The organism is Proteobacteria bacterium CG1_02_64_396 (assembly GCA_001872725.1).
GTDB lineage: Bacteria > Pseudomonadota > MNWR01 > CG1-02-64-396 > CG1-02-64-396 > CG1-02-64-396.
In genome coordinates this window covers 52,744-77,502 of record MNWR01000081.1, presented here as the reverse complement: position 1 = coordinate 77,502, position 24,759 = coordinate 52,744, and the positions used below count along the sequence as shown (strand labels likewise).

Genomic DNA, 24,759 nt, shown 5'->3' with positions numbered 1-24,759 from the left:
GTACCTACACAATCGCAAAAAGGGTTGAACCAGCGTGCCGGAAACTGTGGCTACGTTTTCGAGCCCATCGGGGGGGCCATGGCCAACACCAGACAGACACTAAAAGCGGTCATCATGGCATCCCAACCCAGGTTGACCTCGGTCATCCCGGTCATCAGGGTTGCCAACATCACCAGCCGGGCTTGGGTCCATGGCGTGCCGGGATGGCGCCAGGAGGGGGCCGCCAACCAGGGTTGAGCGAAGAGAAAGAGTAGAGCCAGAGCCCCTACTGCACCCTGAGCTGCCAACCAATGCAGTACCACATTGTGGGCATGGACATTAACCAGGATGGGGCCGATCTCGCCTCGATCCGACAAGGCCTGCACCTTCTCGGGGAAAGCACCAAAACCAACTCCAAGCAGGGGGTGCTCCTTCCATAGGATCCACGCGCCCTGCCAAAGGTAAATCCGGGTCATCGAACTGTTGTCGACCCCATCCTCCATCATCCTCTGGCGGTTGATGCTTTGATCCTCCTGCAACTCGGCCAGCATCAGCGAAATGCGCTCTTGCCCCATGGGGCTCACAGCCACCATCCCGGCAAACATTGCCAGCAACGCTGCGCTCCCCGCCCAAGCTCGCCAACCACGCCAATATGTCGTGGCTAAAATAGGCAACACCACCAAGGTTGCCACCCAAACGCCACGGGTACCGGTCGCTACGATTCCGGCCAACAGTGCCAGATTGATCAACCACCACCGTTTATTCTGACGGTTAAACCACCCCGTAATCAGGGCCAGCAACAACAGCTCGGCGGTCAAAATAGGATTGGTGAACAGCCCAGCCCGACCACTCCCCTCCCCCCACAACCACCCGGCAATGAAATCGAGCAGCCCCATCGCCTGGACCACAACCAACACGGCCACCGCCGTACAGGAATAGACGAACCCCTTGGCGGTGCGCTCACCCCACTCGGGGGCGACATTCAGCAAGGTCCACAGGGCATAGGCATAGACCAAAAATCCGAACCCGTGGAAAGGGTTCCACCCCTGCTTCCAGTTCGAGGCGAACACAAACACCACCACAGCCGCCCCGACAAACCCCGCCCAGGCTTTGGGCCAGAAAGGGGCGGGGTGCACCCCGCGGCGCCACAGGGCGATCATCATCAACGTCAGGGGAACCCCCGCCCAGCTGATGGGGGCGATCCCAATGGGCATCGCGACCCCCAGGCAAACAGCCGCAACCCCTGCCCAGCGGATTAATTTAGGGGAGACCCCCTCAGGAATCGCCATCGAGGTGGCCAAACCGTTCATGCTCAGCAATCCCCCGAGGTCGAAAGAAACAAGTCGACGGTGCGCTCTAATGCAAAACGTTCATGGGCCCGCCCCCTTCCCCGCAGGGCCAGATTTTGGCGCCCTACCGGGTCGGCAAGCAGATTCATCAAAGCATCGGCCAGCGCCCGAACATCTTGGGGGGGGACCAGCACCCCGGCATCGCCGAGCACCTCGGGGGGGCCGCCGCAATCGGTGGCGACCACCGCCGTCCCCGCCGCCATCGCCTCGATGAGCACAATGCCAAAGGTCTCGCAGTGGGTCGCCAAGACGAAAACATCGAGGGCCGCCATCAGCGGCGCGACATCGCGGGCGAAGGGGCGAAACAGGATGCGATCCTGCAAGCCGAGCGACGCGACCTGACGATGGACCTGAGCGCCGAAACCCTCCTCCCCTTTGGTCTCCTCCCCCACGATGACAAAGCGGGCCTCGGGGAGCTGCTGCAAAACCTGGGCGGCGGCGGCGACAAACACATCCTGCCCTTTTTGGGGATCGAGACGACCGATGATCCCGGCGACCGGCTGCCCCTCGTCCACCCCCCAGTCGTTTCTCACCCGGGCGATGGCTTGGGGATCGACCTGAAAACGGAGGGGATCGACCCCATAGGGGACCACCTCGACCCTTTCGGCCGCGATGGGGTAGGTGGCCACGGTCATGGTTTTCATCAACTGCGTGGTGCAGAGCATCCGGTCGACAAAGCGATACACCCAGCGATGGAACAGGGTGCGTCGATCCTTGGTGCCGGGGTTCATGTGTCTGAACAGCACCCGCTGCCCACCCTCGACCGCAGAGAGCAGGTAGACATCTTTGGGGCGATGAACCACCACCATGTCGTAGCGGTGTTCGCGGCACAGCCTGCGCACCATTTTGATGTTGGCGGGGGAATAGTTGGCATAGCCCGAGGGGAGCAAGAAGGTGGTTTCGCCCTGATCGCTGGCTGCCCCTTCAAGGGGGGTGCCGGGACGAACCAACCAGTGGACCTCATGCCCCCGCCCCTTGAGCGCCGGGGTTAACACCCGCATGGGGTAATGTTCCAGCCCCCCCCAAGCGGGGCTGGGGCAGACCTGCAAGATTTTCACTGCTCGACTCCCGAACCGCCCTTTTCTTGGGGCATCACCCCTTGGGATGCCCGCCGATAGGCCCAAATTTTGGCATATTTGGTAAACGCGGCGCAGCCCGACAGCACCGCGATGATGACGCCGGGGATGCCGTCCCGAAATCCCTGCTGCAACACGTAATACCGAAACACCGCGAACAGGCCGTGCCCCAGCATGGTAAAAACGGTGGCATCCCGACCCCGGGCAATCGCCTCACGCGCCGCGATCGACGAAAAACTCTGAATCGTATCGAGATGTTCCTCGATGTTGGAAAACGACTGGTGGTACAGGTCTCCCTCAAGCCGCCCGACCTTTCCCTCGACCACGAGGCGGTCGTGGGGATTGGTCCCCTCCCACCGGGCCACATCTTGACGCACCAGACGTAATTTCGGGTCGGGATACCACTCCCCATGGCGGATCCAGCGGGTCAGGTACCAGGTGACGCGGTTGAATTCGAACCCTTGAAAATCGCCGGGACCCTGCTCGCGCAGCTGTAGCAACGCCTCGCGCAGTTCGGGGCCAACCCGTTCGTCGGCATCCAACGACAGCACCCAGTCGTGGCTGCACAGTGATAGCGCGTAGTTCTTCTGGTCGATGTGACCGCTCCAATCGCGGTGGACCACCCGGTCGGTATAGGTACGGGCGATTTCTAAGGTGCGGTCGGTCGAACCTGAATCGACAACGACGATCTCCTCAGCCCAAGCGACCGAGGCGAGACATTCGTCGATTTTCTCCTCTTCGTTCATGGCGATAATCGCCACCGAAATCGGCATCTTGCTCATGGCATTGCCTCCACAGCGGCCACAACCGCCTCGACCCCGATGGTTTCCATCCCCTCCCCAACCGCAGGGGACAATACGCAGTGCCCCTCCCCCAAAGGGCCCCAGCGAGTCGCGGTCTGACTGGGGGGGAAGCTCGGGTAGAGGCCAACCACGGCGGTCCCCGCCCCCGCCGCCATATGCAGCGGCCCGGTCGAGCCCCCCACCAGGGTTCTCAGGTTGGCGAGTACGCCACCAAGGCGGCGAAGATCGGGGGCGGCAACCACCGGCGTTTCGGATCCAAACCGCCCCTTCACCGCCTCGATCTGGGCCGGATCGGCAATCACCACCGCCGGGAGACCCCGTTTGAGCAAGGCGCACGCCAGCGCCACGTAGCGCTCCTCGGGCCAAGCGGCAGCCGAGCCCCCCATGGCGGGCAAAATCCCCACCGCACCAGGGCGGCTGCCCGCCCCATGCAACAACGCCGCCCCCTCGACCCGCTCGGCTTCGCTCACCCAGAGGTCGCCCCGAATCGCTGCGGGTGTCTCGATCCCCACCGGGGCGAACAGCTCCAGGTTGTAAACCGCCTCATGGCGGTCGGAGCGGGAACGGCGCTGCGTCACCGTTTGGTTGTAGAACACCTGCACCCAGCGACTGGCCGGGGCGATTCGTTCGGGGATCGCGGCCCGCCACAGCGCCGCCGAAAGCGGTGGGGTGGCATAAAGGCTGACCGCCACCTCGAACCTCCCGCGCAAACGGGCGGACAATTCGCCGATGGCCTGCCAGCCGAAGCCCCCCCCCCTCGGCACTGCGATCACCTCATCGACAAAGGGGCTGCCTTGCAACACCGGGGCGGCGTAATCGCTGACCAGGGCTGCGATGTGCACCTCGGGGCGCTGCGCCCGAATGGCCCGGAAGACCGGGGTGGCGCACATCAAGTCGCCGATCTTGTCGGGACGGGCGATCAACCAAGCGGGCGCCGAATCGCTCAAAACCACCACCGACCGCTGGCCTGCAAAAAGAAGATCCACCAAAGGACGACGATCAGCCCCAGCATCCCCACCCAGACCAGCCACTCCTCCCGGGCAAAGATCCGCTTCCAAGAAAAGGTGCCTCGGGCCAAGGTCAAGTTAGCCACACTGGGCCACAGCAGAGGGGTCTCCTCCGCCCAGCGGTCATAAGCGGCCCCGAACCGTTCCTTCAGCTCGGCCTCTCGGGTGGCGACCATTTGCCGATAGACCCATCCACCGGCAAGCAGCACACCAAGGGCCATATACCAAGTCGAGGTCGCAATGGCCACCCCGAGCGTCAGGGCGATGTTGCCCACCACCACCGGATGACGGGTCATGGAATAGGGGCCCAGGGTGCACAGGTGATTGCCCCGATCCTCGTAGCCTACCGACCAGGTCCGAATCACCAACCCGAGCAACACCAACATGGTGCCCAGGGCAATCCCCTCCGGGGCGGGCCTTGAAAACAGCACTGCGGTCAAAACAACAAAACCGAAAATCCCGGTGCGGTACCGTTCACGGGTGGAGCCAACCTTGTTCATAAACCGGTTCCCATCTGAAAAAAGGGGGGTGTCACAGTATTTGGGAGAGGGGGCCATCCCACCAACCAGGGTTTTCCGACAACCCGCCCCGTTATTGCATGACCGGAAGCAGGGCCGGATCGACCCGGTCGGGATGGGCAAACAGGTAATCGCCCGGACCTTGATAACCGGGGATCTCTCAGGAGGCGCTGATTTATCCAGCGCCTCCGAGCAGACCAGGGATGGGCTGCCAAAATCAGTCACCGACGTTCCTGCTTTAGACTATGCGGCCCATTGTTCCGACATCAATGCCGCGCTGCTACCGCCCGTCCCATCGCTCCAGAACCCGCTCAAGCACCAGATCAACCCCAAGGTCGCTCATACACAGATTGTCGGCGCAGCTTATTTGCTGGGGGGTGCCATAACAGGGGATGCAGGGGCGGTCGCTATGCAACAAAAGCACCTGCCCCTCCCGGCCATAGGGGCGGGTCTGACTCGGACGGGTCGGACCATACAGCCCCAAGATGGGAACGCCGGTCGCGGCGGCGATGTGGATCGGCCCGGTATCGCTCGAAACAAACACAACCGCACGCCCTACCACGTCGATCAACTCGGGTAGCGTGGTCCGCCCCGCCAAGTCGATTCCCTCCCGACCGGCCACCTTCCGTACCAACTCCGCCTCTGTCGGAGCCCCGGTCACCGCCACTGCGATCCCCTTGCTGTGTAGCGCCAAGAGTAGTGCCCGCCACCGCTCCTCGGGCCAGGCCCGGATGTTCAGGCGGCCACGACCCACCGCATGGCTGTTGCCGGGATGGAGCACCACGAAACGGGGGGGCAACGTGATGCTCGGAGCGATCCCCCGCAAACTCGGGTAGGCCAGCTCAAGGTCGAATCCCCCGGCGGCCAGCACCCGGCGATGGTTGTCGACCCCGTGGATGTCTTGCCAGGGTAGGGCGTCGTTGAAGCCGATCAGATGGCGGCACTTCAGCGCCGAGACGAAGGGGCGCAGAAAACGGGCAACTTCAAGGTTGACGATCCAATCGAAGGGGCGCTTGCGGCTGCTGCGCACCAGTTCGCGTTTGGTCTTGGTGAGCCAAGTGGGGAATTTGCGGTGGCGCAGCAGGTGGACCTGGGTCATGCGGGGATCGTGCTTAAACAACGCAGCCGAACCGGGGGTCGCCAGCCATTCGATTTGGGCGTCGGGAAACCGGGCCAAAATGGGATCGATGACGCAGGTGGCCATGACGGTATCACCCACCGCGCCGCATCGAATCACCAAAATCCTTGGCCCTTTGTCTCCCCCGACCGAGGGATTCACAGCTTCAGGCTCTCCTGAAACCAGGCGGCAGCGCGGGAGATTCCCTCCTCCAACTGCACGGTGGGGGCCCAACCGAGCTTTTCGGCGGCCACCGCGATCACCGGCTGGCGTTGCAAGGGATCGTCCTGAGGCAGGGGGCGATCCTCGAAGGTCAGCTCCTTGCCCAACACCCGTCCGATGACCTCGGCCAGCTCCTTGACGGTAAATTCGTTGGGATTGCCCAGGTTCACCGGACCGGTAAAACCGGGGGTCGCCATCATCCGCAGCAAACCCTCGACCAGATCGTCGACGTAGCAGAACGACCGGCTCTGGGTACCGCCACCGTACAGGGTGATCGGCTCGCCCTTGAGCGCCTGCACGATGAAGTTGCTCACCACCCGTCCGTCGGCGGGATCCATGCGCGGGCCGTAGGTGTTGAAGATCCGCACCACGGCGATGTCGGTGCCGCGGGCGCGGTGGTAATCGAAGGCCAAGGTCTCCCCCCCCCGCTTGCCCTCGTCGTAACAGGCACGCGGACCGATGGGATTGACCGCCCCCCGGTAGGACTCGGTTTGGGGATGGACCTCGGGATCGCCGTAGACCTCGGAGGTCGAGGCGATCAGCACCCGGCACCCGGCCTTGGTCGCCGCCTCAAGGGCGTTGAGGGTGCCGATGGCGGCGATCAAGAAGGTGCCGACCGGATCGGCCTGATAGCGGGGGGGGCTGGCGGGGCAGGCCAGATGGTAAATCTGCCCCCACGCCCCTTGCTCCGGCTCGGGGAACGGATCGCGCACATCGCCTTGAATGAAGCGGATCGCCCCCTCGGGCAGGTGAGCCAGGTTTTCAAGTCGCCCGGTTTGCAGATTGTCGAGCACGGTGACTTTGTGCCTCTGGGCCAGCAGGCGGTCGATCAGGTTGGAGCCAAGAAACCCGGCGCCGCCGGTGACCAATACATTCAAGCTCACGGCAAAAACTCCGGTTCAATTTGCGGACGACCGATGCCAAGTACCCGCCAACCCTCGGCTGCCCACTCCCAGGGGTCGTACTGGTTGCGCCCATCGAAGACGAGTTTGTCGTTCATCAAGGCCGCCATGCGGTCGCGGTCGGGAACTTGGAACTCTTTCCACTCGGTCAGCAGCACCAGGGCGTCGGCAGACTCCAGCGCGGCGTAACCCTCCTCTTCGACCAGGGTGAGATTGGGGTGCTCGAACCCCTCGCGGCGAAAACCGGGGACCGCCACCGGATCGTAGGCGGCAACCTGCGCGCCACCGTCGAGCAGGGCGCGGATGACGTCGAAGGCGGGGGCTTCGCGTAGGTCGTCGGTGTTGGGTTTGAACGCCAGTCCCCACACCGCGATTTTCTTGCCGTGCAGCGATTCCAGGGTGACGGCGATGCGCTCGATGAACCATTGCCGCTGCGCCTTGTTGGCCGCCTCGACCGCGTTGACCACCGCACCGGGCAGACCAGCGTCACTCATCATGTGGACCAGCGCCTGCACATCTTTGGGAAAGCACGAGCCGCCGTAACCGACTCCGGCATAGAGGAAGGGCATGCCGATACGCCGGTCGGTGCCGATGCCGCGGCGCACCATCTCGACATCGGCCCCCAGCCGCTCGCAGAGAAGGGCGATTTCGTTCATGAAACTGATGCGGGTGGCGAGCATGGCGTTGGCGGCGTATTTGGTCATCTCGGCGCTGCGCACATCCATCACCAACACCGGATGGCCGTTGCGCACCAAGGGGGCGTAGAGCCGCTCCATGACCAAGCGCGATTCGGGCTCATCGGCCCCCACCACCACCCGGTCGGGGCGCATGAAGTCCTCAACCGCCGCCCCCTCTTTGAGAAACTCGGGGTTGCTGACCACGGTGAGGCTGAGGCTGGAATCCCTCGCCTCCAGGGTTTGGGTCAGCACCGCCCGCACCTGATCGGCGGTCCCCACCGGTACGGTCGATTTGTCAACAATCACCGCGTCGTGGTCGATCACCTCGGCGATCTTCTTGGCCACCGCCAGCACGTATTGCAGGTCGGCTGAACCGTCTTCTCCGGGGGGGGTACCCACCGCAATGAAGACGACCTCGGCCCCGGTGAGTCCCTCTTCATAATCGGTGGTGAAGCTCAAGCGGCCAGCCTTGGCGTTGCGCCGGACCAGATCATCCAAACCGGGTTCGTAAATGGGGATTTGCCCCTGTTTGAGCCCCTCGATCTTGCGGGGGTCGATGTCGATGCAGGCGACACGGTGGCCCAAATCGGCCAAGCAGGTGCCGGTCACCAAGCCCACATAGCCGGTGCCGACCACGGCGATACGCATGCTCATCAGCGATATCCTGGGGGGAAAAAAGGCAGGAAAAACCTCAATTACGGGAAGGGCGGACGGTACCCGTCGGGCCTCAACTCTGCAACCACTGCGCCAATGGCGATCTTCGATTCCATCCGCACCGGGATGTGGCGGGCATCGTCGGTCAACCAGATGCGCATCTCCCCCTTGCGCTGAAAAATTCCCTCGCTTTTGAGCCGGGGAAACACCACCACGCAGGGGGTTTGGGGGCCGAACGGGGTTTTACGCACCTCGCGCCGCTCCACCTCGATCTCTAAATCGTAAAAGATGCGCGAGTCGAACAGCGGGAAGGTGACCGTTTGCCCCACCTTCAGTGGCACCATCCGCAGGGCGTAGAAACCGTCGACGGCGTCGAGGGCGGGTCGGGGAATTGGGAAGGTGAGCGTCTCTTTCGGGTTGGTCTCGACGACTTGGTCGGACGAGAAAACCAGCTCTTTATAATTGCGGTAGCTTCCCTCTTTTGAGTCGACGCTGTAGCGCCGAGAGCGCAGCCCCTTCTCCCCCCAGATGGTGGTGCTGACGATGGTGTCACGCACCCGATAGAGCCAATTGAACCAGTCGGCGGAGCGGGCCTCGATCACCACCGCGGTCGCCCCGTCGGCGTCGACCGGCTCGACCCGCATCTCGGCCACCCCCGCCGGAACCCCCAGGTAGTGCAGATCAAAAATCAGCCGCTCCCCCGCCAGGGGTGAGGGGTCGGCCCAGGCGCTCGCCCCCAACAGCAGCCCCAGCGCCAGTCCAATGGCCCTCATCCCAACGCCCGCATCAGGGCGGCCAGCACCTCGTCGGGGTCGACCGCCGCCATGCAGGGTTGCCCCGGCACCCGACATTCGCGCTGCAAACAGGGGGCGCATGCGACCGGATGCATCAGGATTTCGGCCCGTCCCAGCGGCGAGGTCGAGTCGGGCCGGGTCGATCCAAAAATCGCCACCACCGGCATGCCCCAGGCGGCCGCCACATGCATCAGCCCCGAATCGTTGGCCACGAACCCCTCCATCGCCCCAATCAAGGCAATCGCAGTGGCCAGGTCGGTTTTGCCCGACCAGTCGCGCACCCCAGTCAGCCCCTGGGCGACGGCCGCACATTCGGCTTGGTCGTCGCGAGATCCAAACAGATGGACCTCGATCCCCTGGGCAAGCAACGCCTCGGCCACCGCCCGATAGCGGGCCGCTCCCCATTTCTTGGCGGCGCCAAACTGGGCGCCGGGGGCAAAGCCGACCCGTCTTCCGGTCGCTGGACCCAACAAATCGGCGGCAGCCTGGGTTAACGCAGCGTCGGGTTGCCAGCGCACCGGAGTCGGGCGCCCGTCGGGCTCCAAGGGGGGGCGAGCGATCTCAAGCAGGGGGAGTAGATCGAGGTAGTGGTTGGCGCGGTGCCCCCGCCACCACTGTTTGCGGGTCAGGGGCAACGATCGGGTCAACAGCACCCCCCGCCCCTCACCCCCATGTCCTACCCGGTGGGGGATCCGCGCCCACCACACGACAAAAGCGGCGTCGATGGCGCCGCGCAGCAGCAGCGCGGTATTCCACCCTTGGGTGCGCAGCTCATTTGCCAAGGTCAACCGGCCCTTCAACCCCCGATGACGTCCCTTGGCATCGTCGATCACCACCACCTCAACCCCTGGGACCAACCTGTACAGAGGGGCGACCCAGGGACGAGCGAGCACCCCCACCTTGGACCACCGACCGCCGTCGATGGCGCGGCGCAACGCCGGCATCGCCATGACGCAATCGCCGACCCAGGAGGGGACGGTCACCAACAGCTCGGGGGCTTCAGCCACGTTCGATCACCTTGTCGAGCAGATGCAGATCTTGCTGGGGTTTAAAAAAGCGCAGGTGCTGCCCGCTTTGGTCGAGCCCCGAGATCAGGTCGCCCCAACCGCGCAGCTTCATGTCTTGTTCGGCAATCGCAAAACCGTCGAGGGTCTCTTCAAGCAGCCGCAAACGGGGCACCTCTTCATCGGTGTGGCTGTGCAGGTAAAACCAGCCCGGCAGCCCCGCCCGAGCCAAGCGACCGCGCAGCTGATGCAGGGTTGCCAGCCCCATCCGCTCGGCCCCCGAAATGGCGACCACGGTGAGTTTGGGCAGGCTGATCCCCACCTCAACCACCGAGGTGGTGACCAAAATTTGGAATTCCTCCCGACGCATGCGGCGCAGGGTCACCTCCTTGTTGGGGTCGCGTCCGAAGGTCATCTCGACCTGGCCGGGGTAACGCTGGGCAAACCAAGCGTGCCCCCGTTTCAGGTCGGCCACATCCTCCTCCCCCCCCTCGATGGTGGGGTAGATGACGAAGACCTGATGACCCAGGGCGATCTCGGCCTCGATGCGGGCGAACATGCTCGGCAGCTGATGGCGGGCCAGCACCTGGGTGGCGATGGCACGCCGCACCGGCGCCTGGTCGATCACGCTTAGGCTCAACGCCTGGGAAAGAAACAGCCCCATGGTGCGGGGAATGGGGGTGGCCGACAGCTGCAAGGCGTGAGCGCCGGGGTGACGTTCCAGCAACTGCTGGCGCTGCTGGGTGCCGAAGCGGTGTTGCTCGTCGATCACCACCAGATTGAGAGGGGGCAGGTCGCGGTGGAGCAGGGCATGGGTGCCGACCACCACCTTGGCCCGATCCAGCGGCGCCCCCCGCTCCTCGGTGCGGGTAATCAAGGCCGCCTCGGGGATGGTGGCGGCCACCTCTTCAAAAATTTGCTCGGCCAAAATGCCGGTGGGGAGCATCACGGCGCTGCGCCCCCCCGCCTGGGCTGCGATGAGACTGGCGGCCAGAATCACCTGGGTTTTGCCCGAGCCCACATCGCCCACCACCAGGCGGCGCATGGGACGCTCTTGTTCCAGATCGGTGCGCACCTCGGCGATGGCCCGCTCCTGGGCCTGGGTCAGGGTGAAGGGGCGCCCCTCCCGCCAGGCTTGCAGCGCCTTATCGGCAATGACCAGGGGGGTCGCGCCTGAGGGGGCCCGTCCCCACTGGGCTTTGAGTGTTTGCAACACCTGCCGGATCTCCCAAACCTTAAGCGCCTCTAAAACGGCGCCGGACAAGGGCAAATCGTCGGGGCGATGCAGGGTTTGCAGCGCTTGCGCCAGGCTCGGCAATCCGGGGGCGGTGTCGCCGGGGGGAACCGCCAAATTCCAATCGTCGATGGCCTCCAGAACCCGAGCCATCAAATCACGGACCCACTGCTGCGACACCCCGGCCACCTTGGGGTAAACCGGGCGGATCTTCCCCAGATCTCCCCCATCAAGCATCTCGGGCTGGGCGATCTCAGGCTCACCTCGAAACCACTGCACCTTACCCCGAAGGGTCAGGATGGTTCCGGCATGGAAGGCGTTACGTACCCAACCCAGGCGCTGGAAGAAAACCAACGTCAACGGGGCGCCGCTGTCGGGGTCGGCACACTCCAACCGCACCGTTTTTTGCCCCTCTTTGTGGCGCAACACCCGCACCCGCACCAACGCCTCCATCCCCTCGCGCAAAGTGGCTACCGGCACCGGGGCGCGTAAATCCTCGTATCGCAGCGGCAGGTAGAACAGGGCGTCTGCCAACGTGCGCAGCCCCAGCTTGGCCGCACGGGTGCGGCTGCGGGGGTCGACGGGAAGGGGGGCGTGGGGAAGAAGGGTGCTCAAGGGCGCGTGCGGGCCTGAATGCGGGCGGTCATCTCCCGTTCGAGGGCAGCGCCGTCAAGGTTGTACATGCGAAAGACGTCGGCAAGGGTATCCATCGAAACGGCAATACATTCTGCGCAGTTGATGCCGTGCTCCCTCAAGACCTCCCGAGCCTCGGGAAAATCCTGAAACAGGGCGTCGAGCTTGCGATGGCGATCGATCATGGGCGCCCCCTTTCATCCTGGTTGCGACAAAAAAGGCCGAGGAGGCTGCGCGCCCCCTCGGCCCGAGGTTCAACACGGCGCAAAGGGTTTAGAACATCCCCTTCATGGTTGCGCCCATGCCGTTGGAAAGCTCCATCCGCTTGAATGGCATACCGACCTTGAGCAGACCACTCTTGGCAGCATCGTCGATCTGGGCCCAAGCATCGTGGGGCTGAATGGGATCGACGATGGTCATGGTGGCAACCCGGTACTTCTGGACCTCACTCTGACCGGTGATGGGATCGGTGATGGTCTCGAAGGAGAGGATCTCGATCTGCTGACCGGGCTTGATCCCGTCTTTCTCACCCAGGTTCAGATTGGCCACCGCCGGTTCGTCGATGCGCAGGTAAACCTGCTTGAGGTAACCCTGGGGGGCGAAGATCTTCGACAGAGGGGCCTTGGCGGTCTCGACCGCCTCACCCAGAGCATCTTGGGCAATCCCCAAAATCACATCGGAGCCGGCCATCGGATCGGCGCTGCCCGCCTCGTGGCCGATCAGCTTGTCGGCAAATTCGATCTCGCCGGTCTGCACGTTGATGATGCGTACCTGCACCTCAACATCGACGTTCCAGCCCGAGGAGGCTGCGGAATATGCGTTGAAAGCCCCCTTGAGGAGCATCGCCCCGCCCGAGTCATCACGGTCCGTTTCGACAGAGGTCTGCTCGACGAACTCCTTTTTGATGTTGGAAACGGTACCGGTAATCACGTGGGTCAGCCCCGCCATTTTACCGAACTGGATCATCTGATCATCAGGGACCATCCCCGACATCTGGAACCGTTGCTCGTTCATCACCTTGTCGAGCTCGGTCCGGGTAAAGATCTTGACCCCGCCCAGGTTGACCAACTCCTTAATCATGGCGTCGGTCGCCACATTGCCAATCTGCACCTCGAACGAGGAGCTCTCACCCTTGGTGCGCGCATCGGTATGGCTGGCCCCGACGGTGTTGGTCTGGGAGACCCCGACATGGCCAATCCCCACAGCGCCGGGGGCGGCAACGATGCCGACCACGTTGGCCTCGGCATGGGTGGTCCTGGAGGCCGACACCGAATCGGTCACGGTCTGGCTTTGATTTTGGTTCACCGTCCCCGCCAAGGCGGTGGTGTTGGCAAACGGCATGACCGCCACTCGGTAGGTGTCGCCGGTATAGGCCACAGCGCCGCCCGGAAGCACCATCGTGTCACGCACCGGGGTCCAGTTGGGTTTTTGCGACAGATCCAACTTGGGGGGACCACACGAGGCAACCAAGACCGCAGTAGCCATAACTGCCAAGGCCGTATTCAGCCTAGGACTTGCCTTTTTCTGAATGAGTTGACCCATGGGGGACTCCTTTCTTCTCTTTTTGTATTCGGACACTTTGAATGCTAATTCGGACCCTCATTAGCGAAACCCGTTGGGATGATCATCATCCCCCACGAAGGGGCGGTCAACCGAGCAAACCTGTCAAGATTTCACTCGCGAGAAAACCGGAGGCGCGGGGGTGACAAAGCGTAAGAGGGGCTGTCGCATCAGAGACACACGGTCATGGGGTCCTCTCAAGAGAATCCTAGAGAATCGCCGATTAAAGGCATCCTGCATTGAATCAGCGTCTCCCCAGCCGCCACCATGGGGGGCACCATCCAACCCGAACCCCTTGTCCTTCGTGGCGGGCGGACGCAATGCCCGGCAGTGCCAAGATCGCTCCCTCCATCGAACCCAGGGCGGGAAAGGGGGCCCGCAGCCAGCGGGGGAGCAAGCCACCCTGAAGATGGCGAGCCACCACCTTCGAGCGGCCTGCGGGCCAGGGATGTTGCGGTGGCGCCACCTTAACCTGCCAAGTCGTTGCCGCAAGCCAAATCAGCCGTCCCCAATAAGGATGGGGGGGGGCGGCCAACCCCGCCCCGCCGTCACGCCAGAGGTAACCCCAATCGCCCAAGTCGAAAACAGATTGATCTTCCTTCCACACCCCTTCTTGCCAGGGCTGCAGCCCCCCCCTGCCCCATCCAGCCCAATTGCCGTGCCACAGCAAGGTTAAACCGGGCTTGTCCCAGCGACCTTCGGAACGGGTCCAGCGGGTAAGGATTTCCCGCTCCTCACGGCCCGAGAGGGCGACCCCCAAGCCCAATCCAGCCATGGCTTGTCGGGGGGAAAGCGCCGGATCGCGCCGCCACCAATGCCATCTTGTTTGGGGAAGGGCCGCCCGTTCGTCCCGCTGCAATTGTTGGGACAACATGCTCAGGCTGGCGGCCAGACCCTCGCGCGCCCCCGGTTGATTGTGTTCTAGCCAAGGGAGCAAGCGGTGGCGCGCCGATCCCCGCCCGGTATGGGTAGAGCTGTTGGAAGGATCCTCCAGCCAGGGCAGATGGCGACCCCCTAGGTAGGCACGCAGTTCGCCGCGACCCACGTTGTTGAGGGGGCGGGCCAACCACAGATCGCCCTCCAGGGGGCGTAAGGGGGGTTGGGGGGCTAAGGCTTGGGGGGAGCCGCCGCGCAGCAGCGCCATCAACATCCCCTCGATGCGGTCGTCAAGATGGTGGGCGGTGAGCACCACCGAAAACCCGAGATCGCGGGCACAGCGGCCAAGCGCCTCATAGCGCAGGCGACGGGCGTTGTCGGCAAGATTGCCAGGAAGATCGTGCAGGGGGGTGGGGGGATGCAGCAGAAAATGGTCGACGCCGTAGGTGTTGCATTGGGTTGCGACCCAGCGCGCCTCGACCGCCGCCTCGGGGCGCAGGCCGTGGTCGAAGGTCGCCACCGCCCAGGGCCATTGGCCCTTAAGAGCCCATTGGGCCATGAGATCGAGCAGGGCGCAGGAATCGCCCCCACCCGAACATGCGACCAACGCGCCGGAGGGAAAGCGCTGGATCAACCAGGCCACCTCGGGCCAGAGGCGGGCGACCAGGGGATCCTGGGGCAGCGGGGTCAAGGGGGGGATGGTTTACCTTCCCAATGAAACAGGTCGGACACCCCCCCCATCGCCAGCAGGCTGGCCACCTCGGCGCTGACCCCGATCAACCGGGGACGAACCCCCTCCAGGCGGGCCGCCAACACCACCAGCAATGCCAACCCGGCACTGTCGAAGGCGGCGACCCGGGTCAGATCGAAGGTGTTCAAGGTACCCCCGTTGTGGCCATTAAGACGGGTTTCAAGGGCGGGAACCGTCGCGAAGGTCAGGTCGCCGCTCAGTACCACTTGATCCCCCTCGATGTGCAAACCGCCGGGATCAGACATCGCCGCTCTCGTTGGATTCGACCTTCTTACGCAATCGATCCAGCAATCCCGACACCCCATCCTTGGCGACGATCTTGCGGAAGGAGTTCTGATAGTTGCTGATGAGGCTCACCCCCTCGACGTAGATGTCGTACACCCACCAGTCCTGCCCCTTCTGCTTGAGCCGGTAATCGATGGGGATCGGCTCGGCGGGGGGGCGCTGGATCTCGCTGTGAACCACCATCTTGTTCCCCTTGCTCCCCACCGGCTCCTCACTGGTGAACACCACCTTTTCGTCGGTGTAGGACTCGATGGCGCCGATGTAAGAGCGGTGCAGAAGATCGCGGAACAGGCCAAGAAAACGGTTCCGTTCGGGAGGGGTCATTTCTCGCCAGGTTGAGCCGAGGGTCGATGAGGCCATCGAATCGAAATCGAAATGGGCCCAGATGGTGTCACTGATAAGCTGGCGCCGTTGTGCCGCCTTCTCGGCCCCCTTGAGAGCGGGATCGCGCAGGATCTCCAGCACATGATTCACGGTGGTCGACACCACCTCAGTTGCCGAAGACTGGGCCACCGCTTGATGCATCCCTGCGCCCAAAAGGGCTCCGAGAACAACCACCATCGCAATCAAGCGGCGCAACGCGCTCCATCCACGACTACCGATCATCTTTGTCTCCCCCCACCGCCTGAACCAGGCGACCGGTCGATAACTGCAACGCATACACCGCTTGTAAATAGGCCACCCGATTCAGGGTGTATTCGGACAACGCATCGAAAACCTCCTTGGCCTGCCCCACCCCCATTTCGAAGTCGGCATAGGCGGCCACCAACCATTGATTGCCCGCTTTGTAGGCATCCCTGAATCCCTTCACCGTCTCGTTATATTGCAGGGTTTCGTAGTAGGCCTGCATGACCTGGAGGGGAATGCCGGTGCGGGCAAAACGCTCCTTGGCTGCCACCTGAGCCGCCTTGGCCTGGGCCTGGGCGACTTTGGCATCGTGAACCCCCATGTTGATCTCCCATTGCAGCGCCACGAGCACGGTGCCGTACAGGTGGTTGAAGGGGTCGTTGATGAAAGGGTTGTCGATGCGTGAACGGTTGCCGGCATGGGCCGCCGAACCGACCAGTGCCAGGGCAGCCACGGGACGGCCATTGGCTTGTTCGGCATCGCTCAAAGCCTGGGTGGCGGCGAGTCCCGCCGCGACCTGCTGCATTTCAGGCCGTTGCTCCAAGGCCCTCGATTGCAGCACCGCCAATGCGTCGGCAGGCAAACTGGGCGCCTGAATCGGGTAATTGGGCAGTTCGACCGTCTCGTTCGGTCCCAACCTGAGCAGTCCGCGCAGCGCCTCAACCGCCATCAGCTGAGCCGCCTTGGCTTGGGGCATAAAACCGTCGATTTTCCCCTTGCCACTTTTGAGCTTCAGTAGATCGACAGAGGAAAAGTCTTCGTTCCCCTCATCAAGCGCATCCTCGACGATACCGATCGCCTTCTCGACCCGATCGAGGCTCTCCTGCAACAACACTGTGATGTCGCGGGCCACCCAAGCACCAAAATAAAGCGCCCGAACCTGTTGTCGCAGTTCGGCCCGCTTCACCTCTTTGGCCGCCTCCTCCATGACGATGTTGGCCTCGGCGGCCCTTTTGTAGGCCTCGAAACGACCAAACCCGGCAAGGGGCTGAATGACGCTGAAATCGAGCCCCTCCCAATCGGACAACCCCGAAAGGCGCCACTGGGAATCGGGGGAGGTGACTTGATCCCCCCTCGCCTTCGAGGTGGGACCGGCAAACAGCCGCATCGAGAAACTCGGCCCGCTGCTGCCCAATACCTGGTCAAGCAGGGCTTGGGCCTCGTCGATTTTGGCGTCGTGTTCTTGCAGCTCGGCCGAGGTGGTGTCGACCCGATCCAGAAGGTCGTTTAGGGACAAGGGGGCAGCGCCAGCAAACGACGCCGACACGCCCCACCCCAGGGCGCCCCACAACAGCGCCCAAATACGGCCCATAACCAGGGGGGTGGAGGTAGAGGTTGGGGGGGTCATGAGGGGGGGAATCCGTTCACTTATCCTTCTCAAAAATGTACTTGCTAATCAGCTCTTCAAGCTGGAGCGACCCTTCGGTTTCGGTGATTTCGTCCCCGTCGCCGAGAATGTCGAGAGAGCCACCAGGGGTCAGTTGGATGTACTTATCGCCGATGATCCCCTGGGTCCGAACCGAGGCAAAGGTATCGTCGGGCAGCCTGATGTCGCCCCTAACCTCGATGTCGACATCGGCCCGGTCCTGCAATTTGTCGACCGCAATAAGGGCGACCCGGCCGATCGGCACCCCGGCAAGTTCCACCTGTGCCCCCAACTTCAGGCCGCTGACGGTGGGAAAGGTGGCATGCAGGGTGTAAACATTTTGATTGCCGATCTGCAGATTGCCTAAATTAACCGCCAGGTACCCCATGGCGGCGATCCCCGCCACCATGAACAACCCGACCACAAAATCGACCCAACGGGGCATCGTCAGCTCCTTAAGCTTCACATCAAAATGGCGGTCAACACGTAGTCGATGATGAGGATCCCCACCGAGGAGATCACCACGGTGCGGGTGGTCGCTTGCCCCACCCCTTCAGAGGTGGGGCGGCAACTCCAACCCTGATGGGTCGCCATCCAGGTGAGGAACAAGCCGAAAACAAAGGCCTTGACCATCCCCCCAAAAACGTCTTCGTCGAAATCGACGTATTTCTCCATCTCGACCCAATAGGCGCCGGGATTCACCCCCAGCATGTCGACTCCGACCAGATAGCCGCCGTAGATCCCCACCACATCGAAGATCGCCACCAGCAGTGGCACCGCGATCATCCCGGCCAACCAACGCGGCGCCACCACCCGCCCCATGGGATCGACCGCCATGACCTCAAGGGCGGCGATCTGTTCGGTGGTTTTCATCAAACCGATCTCGGCGGTGATCGCCGATCCGGCCCGTCCAGCCACCAGCAAGCCACCGAGTACCGGCCCCAACTCTCGAATCAACGAAAGCGCCACGAAGGTGCCCAGCGCCTCCTCCGAGCCGAATTTGCTCAAGGTGTTGTAACCCTGGAGCCCCAACACCATGCCGGTGAACAGACCGGTCACAACAATGATGACCAACGATTTAACGCCGATGTCGAAAACTTGATCGATTACAAAGCGCAGGCGCACCGGAGGCAAAACCGATGCCCGCACCGTTTCGGCCAGAAAGGTACCGGCATCGCCAAAAGCCAGCAGGGTGCGCACCCCCAACCGCCCCAAACGCTCAATGGGATTCATAACCGCTGTGCCCTTTGCATCAAATCGTCCTGAAGAGGGGCCTGCGCCGGATACCGAAAGCGGATGGGGCCGTCGGGCAATCCTTGAATGAACTGCTGCACCTCGGGATGGGGCGATTGTTGGATCTCTTGGGCGCTGCCCTGGGCGATCACCCGCCCATGACTGAGGATGATGATGTGGTCGGCCATACGGAAGGTAGAGGGGATGTCGTGGGAAACCACCACACAGGTCGCCCCCCGGATCTTTTTGTAGTCGAGGATTAATTTCTCGATCACCCCGGCGCTGATCGGATCGAGCCCCGAAAAGGGCTCGTCGAAGAACATCACGGGGGGATCCAAGGCAATGGCCCGGGCCAGAGCGACCCGTTTGACCATCCCGCCGGAGAGTTCGGAGGCCATGAGGTGTTCGGTCCCGCGCAGCCCCACCATTTCGAGCTTGATGCCGACGATGATACGGATCATCCGTTCCGATAGGTTGGTGTGGGCCCGCATGGGAAAGGCGATGTTCTCGAACACGTTCATGGCGTTGAGCAGAGCGCCGTTCTGAAACAGCATCCCCAGCCTCTGACGCAGTCGGTACAGATCGCGCCGCCCCAGCTGGGGCACATCCTGCCCGTCGATCTCGATCATCCCCCCGTCGGGGGGCAGCAGGCCGGTCATCTGGCGCAGCAGGGTGCTCTTGCCCGAGCCGCTGCCCCCCAGAATGACGCTGACCTTCCCTTGGGGGAAGTTGGCACTGACATGGTCGGTAACCAAGCGGCCTTCAAACCGTTTGACCACCTGGTTGAGTCGAATCAACTGCCGCTCTCCAATGCCTGAATAAGGCGGGCTCGGTCGGTCCCCGATTGCCGAATCACCCGGCTGAGTTCCTTGGCCACTTCGGGGTGGTCGAGTCCCACCCGAAGATTGGCGGCTAGGAATCCCCCCTTGGAGCCACAATCGTAACGGGTGCCGTGAAACCGAAATGCGCCCACCGGATAACGACCGATCAACGCTGCGATGGCGTCGGTCAACTGGATCTCCCCCCCCTTGCCTTTGGGGGTGGTACGCAAGGTTTGAAAAATCTCGGGGGGCAAGATGTACCGCCCGACCACCCCCAGATTGCTGGGAGCCTGATCGGCGGGGGGTTTTTCGACCATCGCCTCGACGGCGATACAACCAGCGACCTCACCACCTGGACGGATCACCCCATAACGGCTGATCTCGTCGTCGGGCACCTCTTGTACCGCCAGCAGCGCCCCCCCCCGATAGGCCGAGACCATCTGGGCCAGCGCCCCGGCTCGGTCGCTGAGGATGAAATCGTCGGCCAGAATCACCGCAAAGGGCTCGTTGCCCACCAACGCCTCGGCGCACAACACCGCATGACCTAGCCCCAACGCCTCACCCTGACGGGTATAGACCATGCGAATGCCCGGAGGGGGCATCTCGGTCGCCCGAGTCAGCAGTACCTCTTTGGCGGCGCGACGCAGCGATTCTTCGAGTTCAAGGGAACGGTCGAAGTGGTCTTCCAACGCCGTTTTGCCCCGCCCGGTAACAAAGATGATTTCGTCGCACCCCGCTGCCACCGCCTCCTCAACCGCATACTGCACCAGCGGTTTATCAACGATGGGGAGCATCTCTTTGGGGATTGCCTTGGTGGCGGGCAGGAACCGGGTTCCCAACCCGCCGACGGGAAAAACCGCCTTGCGAATCGTGGGGATCGTCACGATGGATTCCATGGGTTTGCGCTGAAACGACGAGAAATGGCGACGAACCGATCAGTTCTGAACGCGAACCGCCTTTTGGATGACCACCGGATCGACCGGCACATCGCCATGACCCCGTTTGGAGGTGGTGCGCACCTTGGCAATCTGATCGACCACATCCATCCCCTCGACCACCTTGCCGAAGACGCAGTAGCCCCAACCGTTGGGGGTTTTGCTTTTGAAATTGAGGAAGCTGTTATCGACCAGATTGATAAAGAACTGGGCGGTAGCGCTGTTGGGATCGGAGGTGCGGGCCATAGCCAGGGTGCCACGGTCGTTCTTCAGACCGTTGTCGGCCTCATTGGCAATGGGGGCCTTGGTCGGAGGCTGATTCATGTCGGCATCAAAGCCCCCCCCCTGAACCATAAAGCCGGGAATGACCCGGTGAAAAATCTTGCCGTCGAAAAAGCCGCTGTCGACATAGGCCAAAAAGTTGGCGACCGTCTTGGGGGCTTTGTCGGCATCCAGGGCGATTTTGATGGTGCCCAGGTTGGTGGTCATTTCGATCACGGGGGACTCTCCTGCAGAGGCTGTATTAGCGGAAAAAAGAAGGGCAATACCCAGCCAGACCGAGGTCATGAAGGCCGATACACGCATCAATTGGTTTCTCCTATAGTAACGTTTGAAAACGGCGGACCCAAATCGGGACGCGCGCTGCACACGAAAAGAGGTGTCGGCCCGACAGCTCGCCAACCCTTGGAGGCACCGTGGAACGTTACCGCATTGTCCAGGCCCAGCGCTTGAGAATTTATCTAACCGAGGACGACCATCGCCCCGGCGAACCCCCGTTGGCCGAGAAACTCCTCGATTTTTTTCATACCCACGGCCTGGCCGGCGCCTCGATCTTTCGGGCGGTAGCCGGTATCGGTCGCAGTGGAAAACCCCACATCACCAGCCTGCTACGCCTGAGCCAGGCGCTCCCGTTGGTGGTCGAGGTGGTCGACGATGCCGACCGTATGCGGACCATCCTGCCCCAGCTGGTCGCTCTGCTCGAAGGGACCCACCCCTTTTCCCTCGATCCGGTCACCCTGTTTCAGCCCGATACCAATACCGACGTTTGACTTGAGGGAATTCTGGAAAATCGTCCGGCATGGTCCCATCATGCACCTTCTGCTTGGGTTTTTCCGATTCGATCCCATCGCGACTGCGCTTGTAGCGACCGTGTAATTCCGGGGGGGCACGGCCTTGTTGAACATTGTTCATCGACTCAAAAACGTACCGATTTTCCAACGCTTGACCGACGATCAGCTCAAACGGATCGAGTCGTTGGTCACCCACCGCTGTTATCCCCGCGGGGCGATCATCGTCCACGAGGGGGAGATCGGCGACAGCATGGAGATCATCATCAAGGGTTCGGTGAAGGTGGTTTATTTCACCGGCGAGGGGCAGGAGGTCATCCTCTCGACCCTGGAGCCGGGGCAGTTCTTCGGCGAAATGAGCCTGCTCGACAACGAGCCCCGCTCGGCCACCGTCATGGCCCAGGAAAAAACCGAAACCCTGCATCTGCAGCGCGAACCCTTCCTGAACATGATGCGCAACAACCCCGACATGATGATGGATCTGATTCAAGAACTCGTGCGACGCATACGCTTGACTTCTCGGGTTCTGGAGCGTCTATGCACCATGGATGTGGCCCATCGCTTGATGGATTTTCTCATCGAGCTCTCCGAGCGTCACGGCGCCGCCTTCGACGAAACCCGGGTGCGCCTCACCCTGCCAACCCACCAAACCATCGCCAATCAACTGGGCACCAGCCGCGAATCGATCAGCCGCACCATCAGTCAACTACGCCGCGATGGCCTGATCGAGGCCTCCGAGGGGCGCGACGTGTTGATCGACATCGAAAAGCTGCGCGAAGGGATGGACCTGCTCTGAATATTCCCGTCGGCGATCCACCACTTGCTTGGAACGACATCGCCGTACATCGCAGCACGGGGTCGGGGGGTGGAATCATCCCTCCCCGACCTCGCCACGTTGAGAACCCTGCATGAACCACCTGCGCCGCCTGCTCCAGTATCTGCGCCCCCACGTTTCGACCCTGATCCTCGCCATGCTCTGCATGGTGGTGGTGGCCGCCGCCACCGCTGGAACCGCCTTCGTCATTCAGCCCATTCTCGACGACGTTTTTGTCGCCAAGAACGAGCAAGCGCTGGTGATTCTCCCTTGGATCGTCATCGCCATTTACACGACCAAGGGGGTGGCCTATTTCGGGCAGGGTGTGTTGATGGCCAAAACCCGGCACTCGGTGATCGCCGCGCTGCGTAGCGACCTGTACACCCACATCCTCTCCCTACCCATGACGGTCATCGACCGTCAGGGTAAGGGGCAATTGATGAGCCGGGTCACCTATGACGTGCTGACCATCGAGGCGGGGTTAACCATGCTGGTGACCGGCGCAGTGCGCGACCTGCTCACCGCCCTGTTTCTGGTCGCCCTGGTCATCTACCGCGATCCGCTGCTCGCCTTTTACACCCTGATCGTCTTCCCCCTGGCGATGATGCCGGTGGTCATCATCGCCAGGCGCATCAAAAAGATTGCTCAGCAAACCGCCCAAAACATGGGGATGTTGACCTCCCGCCTTGAAGAAACCCTGGGGGGCATCCGAATTGTTAAAGCCTTCGGCATGCAGAGGCACGAGGCGGGACGTTTCCGCAAGATGGTCGACGAGCTGGCCCGCCTGGGCATCAAGACCGAGACCTACAACACCACCTCTTCCCCGATTGTTGAGATGTTTGCCTCCTTCGGTATTGCCTTGGTGGTTTACTACGGCGGCAGCAACGTCATCGCCGGCACCACCACCCCCGGCAATTTCTTTTCGTTCCTCACCGCTCTGTTGATGGTCTATGAGCCGGTCAAACGGCTGTCGACCTTCAACAACAAGATGCATGAGGGATTGGCGGCCGCTGACCGGGTGTTCGCCATCATCGATAGCCCCCCCGAAACCAACACCGGGCAGCGCCTTTTGAACCGTCCCACCGGCGACATTGCCATCAAGGGGCTGCGTTTTGCCTACCCCGACAGCAAGGAGGAGGCGCTCAAGGGGATCGATCTGACCGTCAGGCAAGGGGAAGTGGTGGCGCTGGTAGGGGCATCGGGCTCGGGCAAGTCGACCTTGGCCAACCTGATTCCCCGTTTCTACGACCCCCAGGGGGGGAGCATCGAAATCGGGGGGGTCGACATCCGCGACATGGAGCTTGAATCGCTGCGCGGCGGCATCGCCCTGGTGACTCAAGAGGTGATCCTCTTCAACGAAACCCTGCACGAGAACATCGCCTACGGTCGTGACGACGTCTCGCCCGAGCAGGTGCGCGCCGCCGCCGCCGACGCTTTCGCACTGGAATTCATCGAGCAAATTCCCGAGCGATTCGAAGCGCTGGCCGGGGAGCGGGGGGGGCGACTCTCCGGGGGGCAGCGGCAGCGGGTCTCCATCGCCCGGTCGCTACTCAAGGATGCCCCGATTTTAATTCTCGACGAGGCGACATCGGCCCTCGATAGCGAATCGGAAGCGATGGTGCAGCAGGCGATTGATCGGCTGATGGTGGGGCGCACCACCCTGGTGATCGCCCACCGCTTGTCGACCATCCGCCACGCCGACCGGATCGTGGTGATGCAGCGCGGCGAGATCGTCGAAGAGGGCAAACACGACGAACTTCTGGCCCGCAATGGCGCCTACGCCGGGCTGTACCACATGCAATTTCGCGCCGAACAGGCGGCTACTTCATGAAGATTCATCCCAGGGTGATCGAAACGGTGCTGGCCGCCTACCTTTGGCTGTCCTTCAAGACCCAACGCTGGCAGGTCACCGGCACCCCACCCGAGGGGCAGGCCATCATCGTTGCTTGGCACGAACGGCTTTCGCTGTGGCCCTTCTTCACCCCCAAACGCCCCACCCAGTGCATCGTCAGCCAGCATAAAGATGGGGAGCTGGTTACTCTGTTTATGCGTCGTTTCGGCATCGAATCGGTGCGGGGATCGGGCAACCGAGGTGGCGCCAGCGCACTCCGGGGATTGCTCAAGGCGGCCCAGGAGGGGTTCAGCCTGGGTATTACCCCCGACGGCCCAACCGGACCGCGGCGTCAAATGGCCCAGGGGACCCTTGAGGTGGCGATGCGATACCACATCCCGGTGGTTCCCATGGCCTATGCCACCAGCCGTTTCAGGCAGGTGACCAAGGCGTGGGATCGCCACTTCGTCCCGCTACCCTTCGGTCGCGGGGTGTTTGTCTGGGGGGAAGCGGTCGATCTGGATGGGCTGAGTAAGGAGGAGGCCCAAGCCAAGGTGACCCAGGCGCTGAACGAAACCACCGCCCAGGCCGACGCGGCGGTCGGCATCGTCACCATCTAGCCGC

At 62.6% G+C, this 24,759-nt stretch carries 26 protein-coding genes; 4 read left to right on the top strand and 22 right to left on the bottom strand.

Annotation, left to right across the window (positions count from 1 at the left end):
- Positions 1–50: 50 nt before the first annotated feature.
- The 22 genes from AUJ55_09775 to AUJ55_09670 all read right to left on the bottom strand — a co-directional run bounded on the left by AUJ55_09775 (position 51) and on the right by AUJ55_09670 (position 20,912).
- The gene (locus AUJ55_09775; protein OIO55934.1) at positions 51–1,289 is read right to left on the bottom strand and encodes a hypothetical protein; all 1,239 of its coding nucleotides are present in this window, start codon (positions 1,287–1,289) and stop codon (positions 51–53) included.
- 2 nt (positions 1,290–1,291) lie between these two features.
- Positions 1,292–2,386, bottom strand: coding sequence for a hypothetical protein (locus AUJ55_09770; GenBank protein OIO55933.1), 1,095 nt, complete (start codon positions 2,384–2,386; stop codon positions 1,292–1,294).
- Positions 2,383–3,186, bottom strand: a complete 804-nt coding sequence (locus tag AUJ55_09765) for a hypothetical protein (GenBank protein ID OIO55932.1) — start codon at positions 3,184–3,186, stop codon at positions 2,383–2,385. Before AUJ55_09765 ends, AUJ55_09770 begins: the two co-directional genes overlap by 4 nt.
- Entirely contained in the window at positions 3,183–4,163 is a 981-nt protein-coding gene (locus tag AUJ55_09760; protein ID OIO55931.1) for a hypothetical protein, read from the bottom strand. The genes AUJ55_09765 and AUJ55_09760 overlap by 4 nt, the downstream gene beginning before the upstream one ends.
- The gene (locus AUJ55_09755) at positions 4,151–4,714 is read right to left on the bottom strand and encodes a hypothetical protein (GenBank protein OIO55930.1); all 564 of its coding nucleotides are present in this window, start codon (positions 4,712–4,714) and stop codon (positions 4,151–4,153) included. The genes AUJ55_09760 and AUJ55_09755 overlap by 13 nt, the downstream gene beginning before the upstream one ends.
- Before the next feature lie 298 nt (positions 4,715–5,012).
- The gene (locus tag AUJ55_09750) at positions 5,013–6,011 is read right to left on the bottom strand and encodes a hypothetical protein (GenBank protein ID OIO55929.1); all 999 of its coding nucleotides are present in this window, start codon (positions 6,009–6,011) and stop codon (positions 5,013–5,015) included.
- Complete coding sequence (locus AUJ55_09745) at positions 6,008–6,949, bottom strand: NAD-dependent dehydratase (GenBank protein OIO55965.1); 942 nt, start codon at positions 6,947–6,949, stop codon at positions 6,008–6,010. Before AUJ55_09745 ends, AUJ55_09750 begins: the two co-directional genes overlap by 4 nt.
- Positions 6,950–6,951: 2 nt before the next feature.
- Entirely contained in the window at positions 6,952–8,298 is a 1,347-nt protein-coding gene (locus AUJ55_09740) for a UDP-glucose 6-dehydrogenase (protein OIO55964.1), read from the bottom strand.
- Between the two features lie 47 nt (positions 8,299–8,345).
- Entirely contained in the window at positions 8,346–9,077 is a 732-nt protein-coding gene (locus AUJ55_09735) for a hypothetical protein (GenBank protein ID OIO55928.1), read from the bottom strand.
- The gene (locus tag AUJ55_09730) at positions 9,074–10,105 is read right to left on the bottom strand and encodes a lipopolysaccharide heptosyltransferase II (GenBank protein OIO55927.1); all 1,032 of its coding nucleotides are present in this window, start codon (positions 10,103–10,105) and stop codon (positions 9,074–9,076) included. The genes AUJ55_09735 and AUJ55_09730 overlap by 4 nt, the downstream gene beginning before the upstream one ends.
- Positions 10,098–11,951, bottom strand: coding sequence for a hypothetical protein (locus AUJ55_09725; GenBank protein ID OIO55926.1), 1,854 nt, complete (start codon positions 11,949–11,951; stop codon positions 10,098–10,100). Before AUJ55_09725 ends, AUJ55_09730 begins: the two co-directional genes overlap by 8 nt.
- Complete coding sequence (locus AUJ55_09720; protein ID OIO55925.1) at positions 11,948–12,154, bottom strand: hypothetical protein; 207 nt, start codon at positions 12,152–12,154, stop codon at positions 11,948–11,950. Before AUJ55_09720 ends, AUJ55_09725 begins: the two co-directional genes overlap by 4 nt.
- A gap of 88 nt (positions 12,155–12,242) precedes the next feature.
- On the bottom strand, positions 12,243–13,454 hold the full coding sequence (locus AUJ55_09715) for a hypothetical protein (GenBank protein OIO55924.1): 1,212 nt from the start codon (positions 13,452–13,454) through the stop codon (positions 12,243–12,245).
- Positions 13,455–13,773: 319 nt separating this feature from the next.
- Positions 13,774–15,096, bottom strand: a complete 1,323-nt coding sequence (locus tag AUJ55_09710; GenBank protein ID OIO55923.1) for a tRNA lysidine(34) synthetase TilS — start codon at positions 15,094–15,096, stop codon at positions 13,774–13,776.
- The gene (locus AUJ55_09705; GenBank protein ID OIO55922.1) at positions 15,093–15,401 is read right to left on the bottom strand and encodes a hypothetical protein; all 309 of its coding nucleotides are present in this window, start codon (positions 15,399–15,401) and stop codon (positions 15,093–15,095) included. Before AUJ55_09705 ends, AUJ55_09710 begins: the two co-directional genes overlap by 4 nt.
- Entirely contained in the window at positions 15,394–16,002 is a 609-nt protein-coding gene (locus AUJ55_09700; GenBank protein ID OIO55963.1) for a hypothetical protein, read from the bottom strand. The genes AUJ55_09705 and AUJ55_09700 overlap by 8 nt, the downstream gene beginning before the upstream one ends.
- A 34-nt stretch (positions 16,003–16,036) precedes the next feature.
- Positions 16,037–17,416: a hypothetical protein gene (locus AUJ55_09695; GenBank protein OIO55921.1), complete on the bottom strand. Its 1,380-nt coding sequence runs from the start codon at positions 17,414–17,416 to the stop codon at positions 16,037–16,039.
- A gap of 16 nt (positions 17,417–17,432) precedes the next feature.
- Complete coding sequence (locus AUJ55_09690; protein OIO55920.1) at positions 17,433–17,879, bottom strand: outer membrane lipid asymmetry maintenance protein MlaD; 447 nt, start codon at positions 17,877–17,879, stop codon at positions 17,433–17,435.
- Between the two features lie 17 nt (positions 17,880–17,896).
- The gene (locus tag AUJ55_09685; protein ID OIO55919.1) at positions 17,897–18,667 is read right to left on the bottom strand and encodes an ABC transporter permease; all 771 of its coding nucleotides are present in this window, start codon (positions 18,665–18,667) and stop codon (positions 17,897–17,899) included.
- Positions 18,664–19,479, bottom strand: coding sequence for an ABC transporter ATP-binding protein (locus AUJ55_09680; GenBank protein OIO55962.1), 816 nt, complete (start codon positions 19,477–19,479; stop codon positions 18,664–18,666). Before AUJ55_09680 ends, AUJ55_09685 begins: the two co-directional genes overlap by 4 nt.
- On the bottom strand, positions 19,461–20,372 hold the full coding sequence (locus AUJ55_09675) for a UTP--glucose-1-phosphate uridylyltransferase (GenBank protein OIO55918.1): 912 nt from the start codon (positions 20,370–20,372) through the stop codon (positions 19,461–19,463). The genes AUJ55_09680 and AUJ55_09675 overlap by 19 nt, the downstream gene beginning before the upstream one ends.
- 51 nt (positions 20,373–20,423) lie before the next feature.
- A complete protein-coding gene (locus AUJ55_09670; protein ID OIO55961.1) occupies positions 20,424–20,912 on the bottom strand; it encodes a cyclophilin in 489 nt (162 codons plus the stop codon).
- Between the two features lie 206 nt (positions 20,913–21,118).
- On the opposite strand from AUJ55_09670, the gene AUJ55_09665 reads away from it, so the two are divergent.
- From AUJ55_09665 to AUJ55_09650, 4 genes are all read left to right on the top strand, one after another.
- The gene (locus AUJ55_09665) at positions 21,119–21,472 is read left to right on the top strand and encodes a hypothetical protein (GenBank protein ID OIO55917.1); all 354 of its coding nucleotides are present in this window, start codon (positions 21,119–21,121) and stop codon (positions 21,470–21,472) included.
- 133 nt (positions 21,473–21,605) lie between these two features.
- Positions 21,606–22,286, top strand: coding sequence for a hypothetical protein (locus tag AUJ55_09660; GenBank protein OIO55960.1), 681 nt, complete (start codon positions 21,606–21,608; stop codon positions 22,284–22,286).
- A 112-nt stretch (positions 22,287–22,398) separates the two neighbouring features.
- Positions 22,399–24,135, top strand: coding sequence for a lipid A export permease/ATP-binding protein MsbA (locus tag AUJ55_09655; protein OIO55916.1), 1,737 nt, complete (start codon positions 22,399–22,401; stop codon positions 24,133–24,135).
- A complete protein-coding gene (locus tag AUJ55_09650; GenBank protein ID OIO55915.1) occupies positions 24,132–24,755 on the top strand; it encodes a hypothetical protein in 624 nt (207 codons plus the stop codon). The genes AUJ55_09655 and AUJ55_09650 overlap by 4 nt, the downstream gene beginning before the upstream one ends.
- Positions 24,756–24,759: the final 4 nt, after the last annotated feature.

Excerpts from the sequence above, each read along its gene's own strand:
- AUJ55_09775 (OIO55934.1), bottom strand. The coding sequence starts at position 1,289 with ATGAACGGTTTGGCCACCTCGATGGCGATTCCTGAGGGGGTCTCCCCT.
- AUJ55_09765 (OIO55932.1), bottom strand. The coding sequence starts at position 3,186 with ATGAGCAAGATGCCGATTTCGGTGGCGATTATCGCCATGAACGAAGAG.
- AUJ55_09755 (OIO55930.1), bottom strand. The coding sequence starts at position 4,714 with ATGAACAAGGTTGGCTCCACCCGTGAACGGTACCGCACCGGGATTTTC.
- AUJ55_09740 (OIO55964.1), bottom strand. The coding sequence starts at position 8,298 with ATGCGTATCGCCGTGGTCGGCACCGGCTATGTGGGCTTGGTGACCGGC.
- AUJ55_09735 (OIO55928.1), bottom strand. The coding sequence starts at position 9,077 with ATGAGGGCCATTGGACTGGCGCTGGGGCTGCTGTTGGGGGCGAGCGCC.
- AUJ55_09720 (OIO55925.1), bottom strand. The coding sequence starts at position 12,154 with ATGATCGATCGCCATCGCAAGCTCGACGCCCTGTTTCAGGATTTTCCC.
- AUJ55_09715 (OIO55924.1), bottom strand. The coding sequence starts at position 13,454 with ATGGCTACTGCGGTCTTGGTTGCCTCGTGTGGTCCCCCCAAGTTGGAT.
- AUJ55_09705 (OIO55922.1), bottom strand. The coding sequence starts at position 15,401 with ATGTCTGATCCCGGCGGTTTGCACATCGAGGGGGATCAAGTGGTACTG.
- AUJ55_09700 (OIO55963.1), bottom strand. The coding sequence starts at position 16,002 with ATGGTGGTTGTTCTCGGAGCCCTTTTGGGCGCAGGGATGCATCAAGCG.
- AUJ55_09695 (OIO55921.1), bottom strand. The coding sequence starts at position 17,416 with ATGACCCCCCCAACCTCTACCTCCACCCCCCTGGTTATGGGCCGTATT.
- AUJ55_09690 (OIO55920.1), bottom strand. The coding sequence starts at position 17,879 with ATGCCCCGTTGGGTCGATTTTGTGGTCGGGTTGTTCATGGTGGCGGGG.
- AUJ55_09685 (OIO55919.1), bottom strand. The coding sequence starts at position 18,667 with ATGAATCCCATTGAGCGTTTGGGGCGGTTGGGGGTGCGCACCCTGCTG.
- AUJ55_09670 (OIO55961.1), bottom strand. The coding sequence starts at position 20,912 with ATGACCACCAACCTGGGCACCATCAAAATCGCCCTGGATGCCGACAAA.
- AUJ55_09655 (OIO55916.1), top strand. The coding sequence starts at position 22,399 with ATGAACCACCTGCGCCGCCTGCTCCAGTATCTGCGCCCCCACGTTTCG.
- AUJ55_09650 (OIO55915.1), top strand. The coding sequence starts at position 24,132 with ATGAAGATTCATCCCAGGGTGATCGAAACGGTGCTGGCCGCCTACCTT.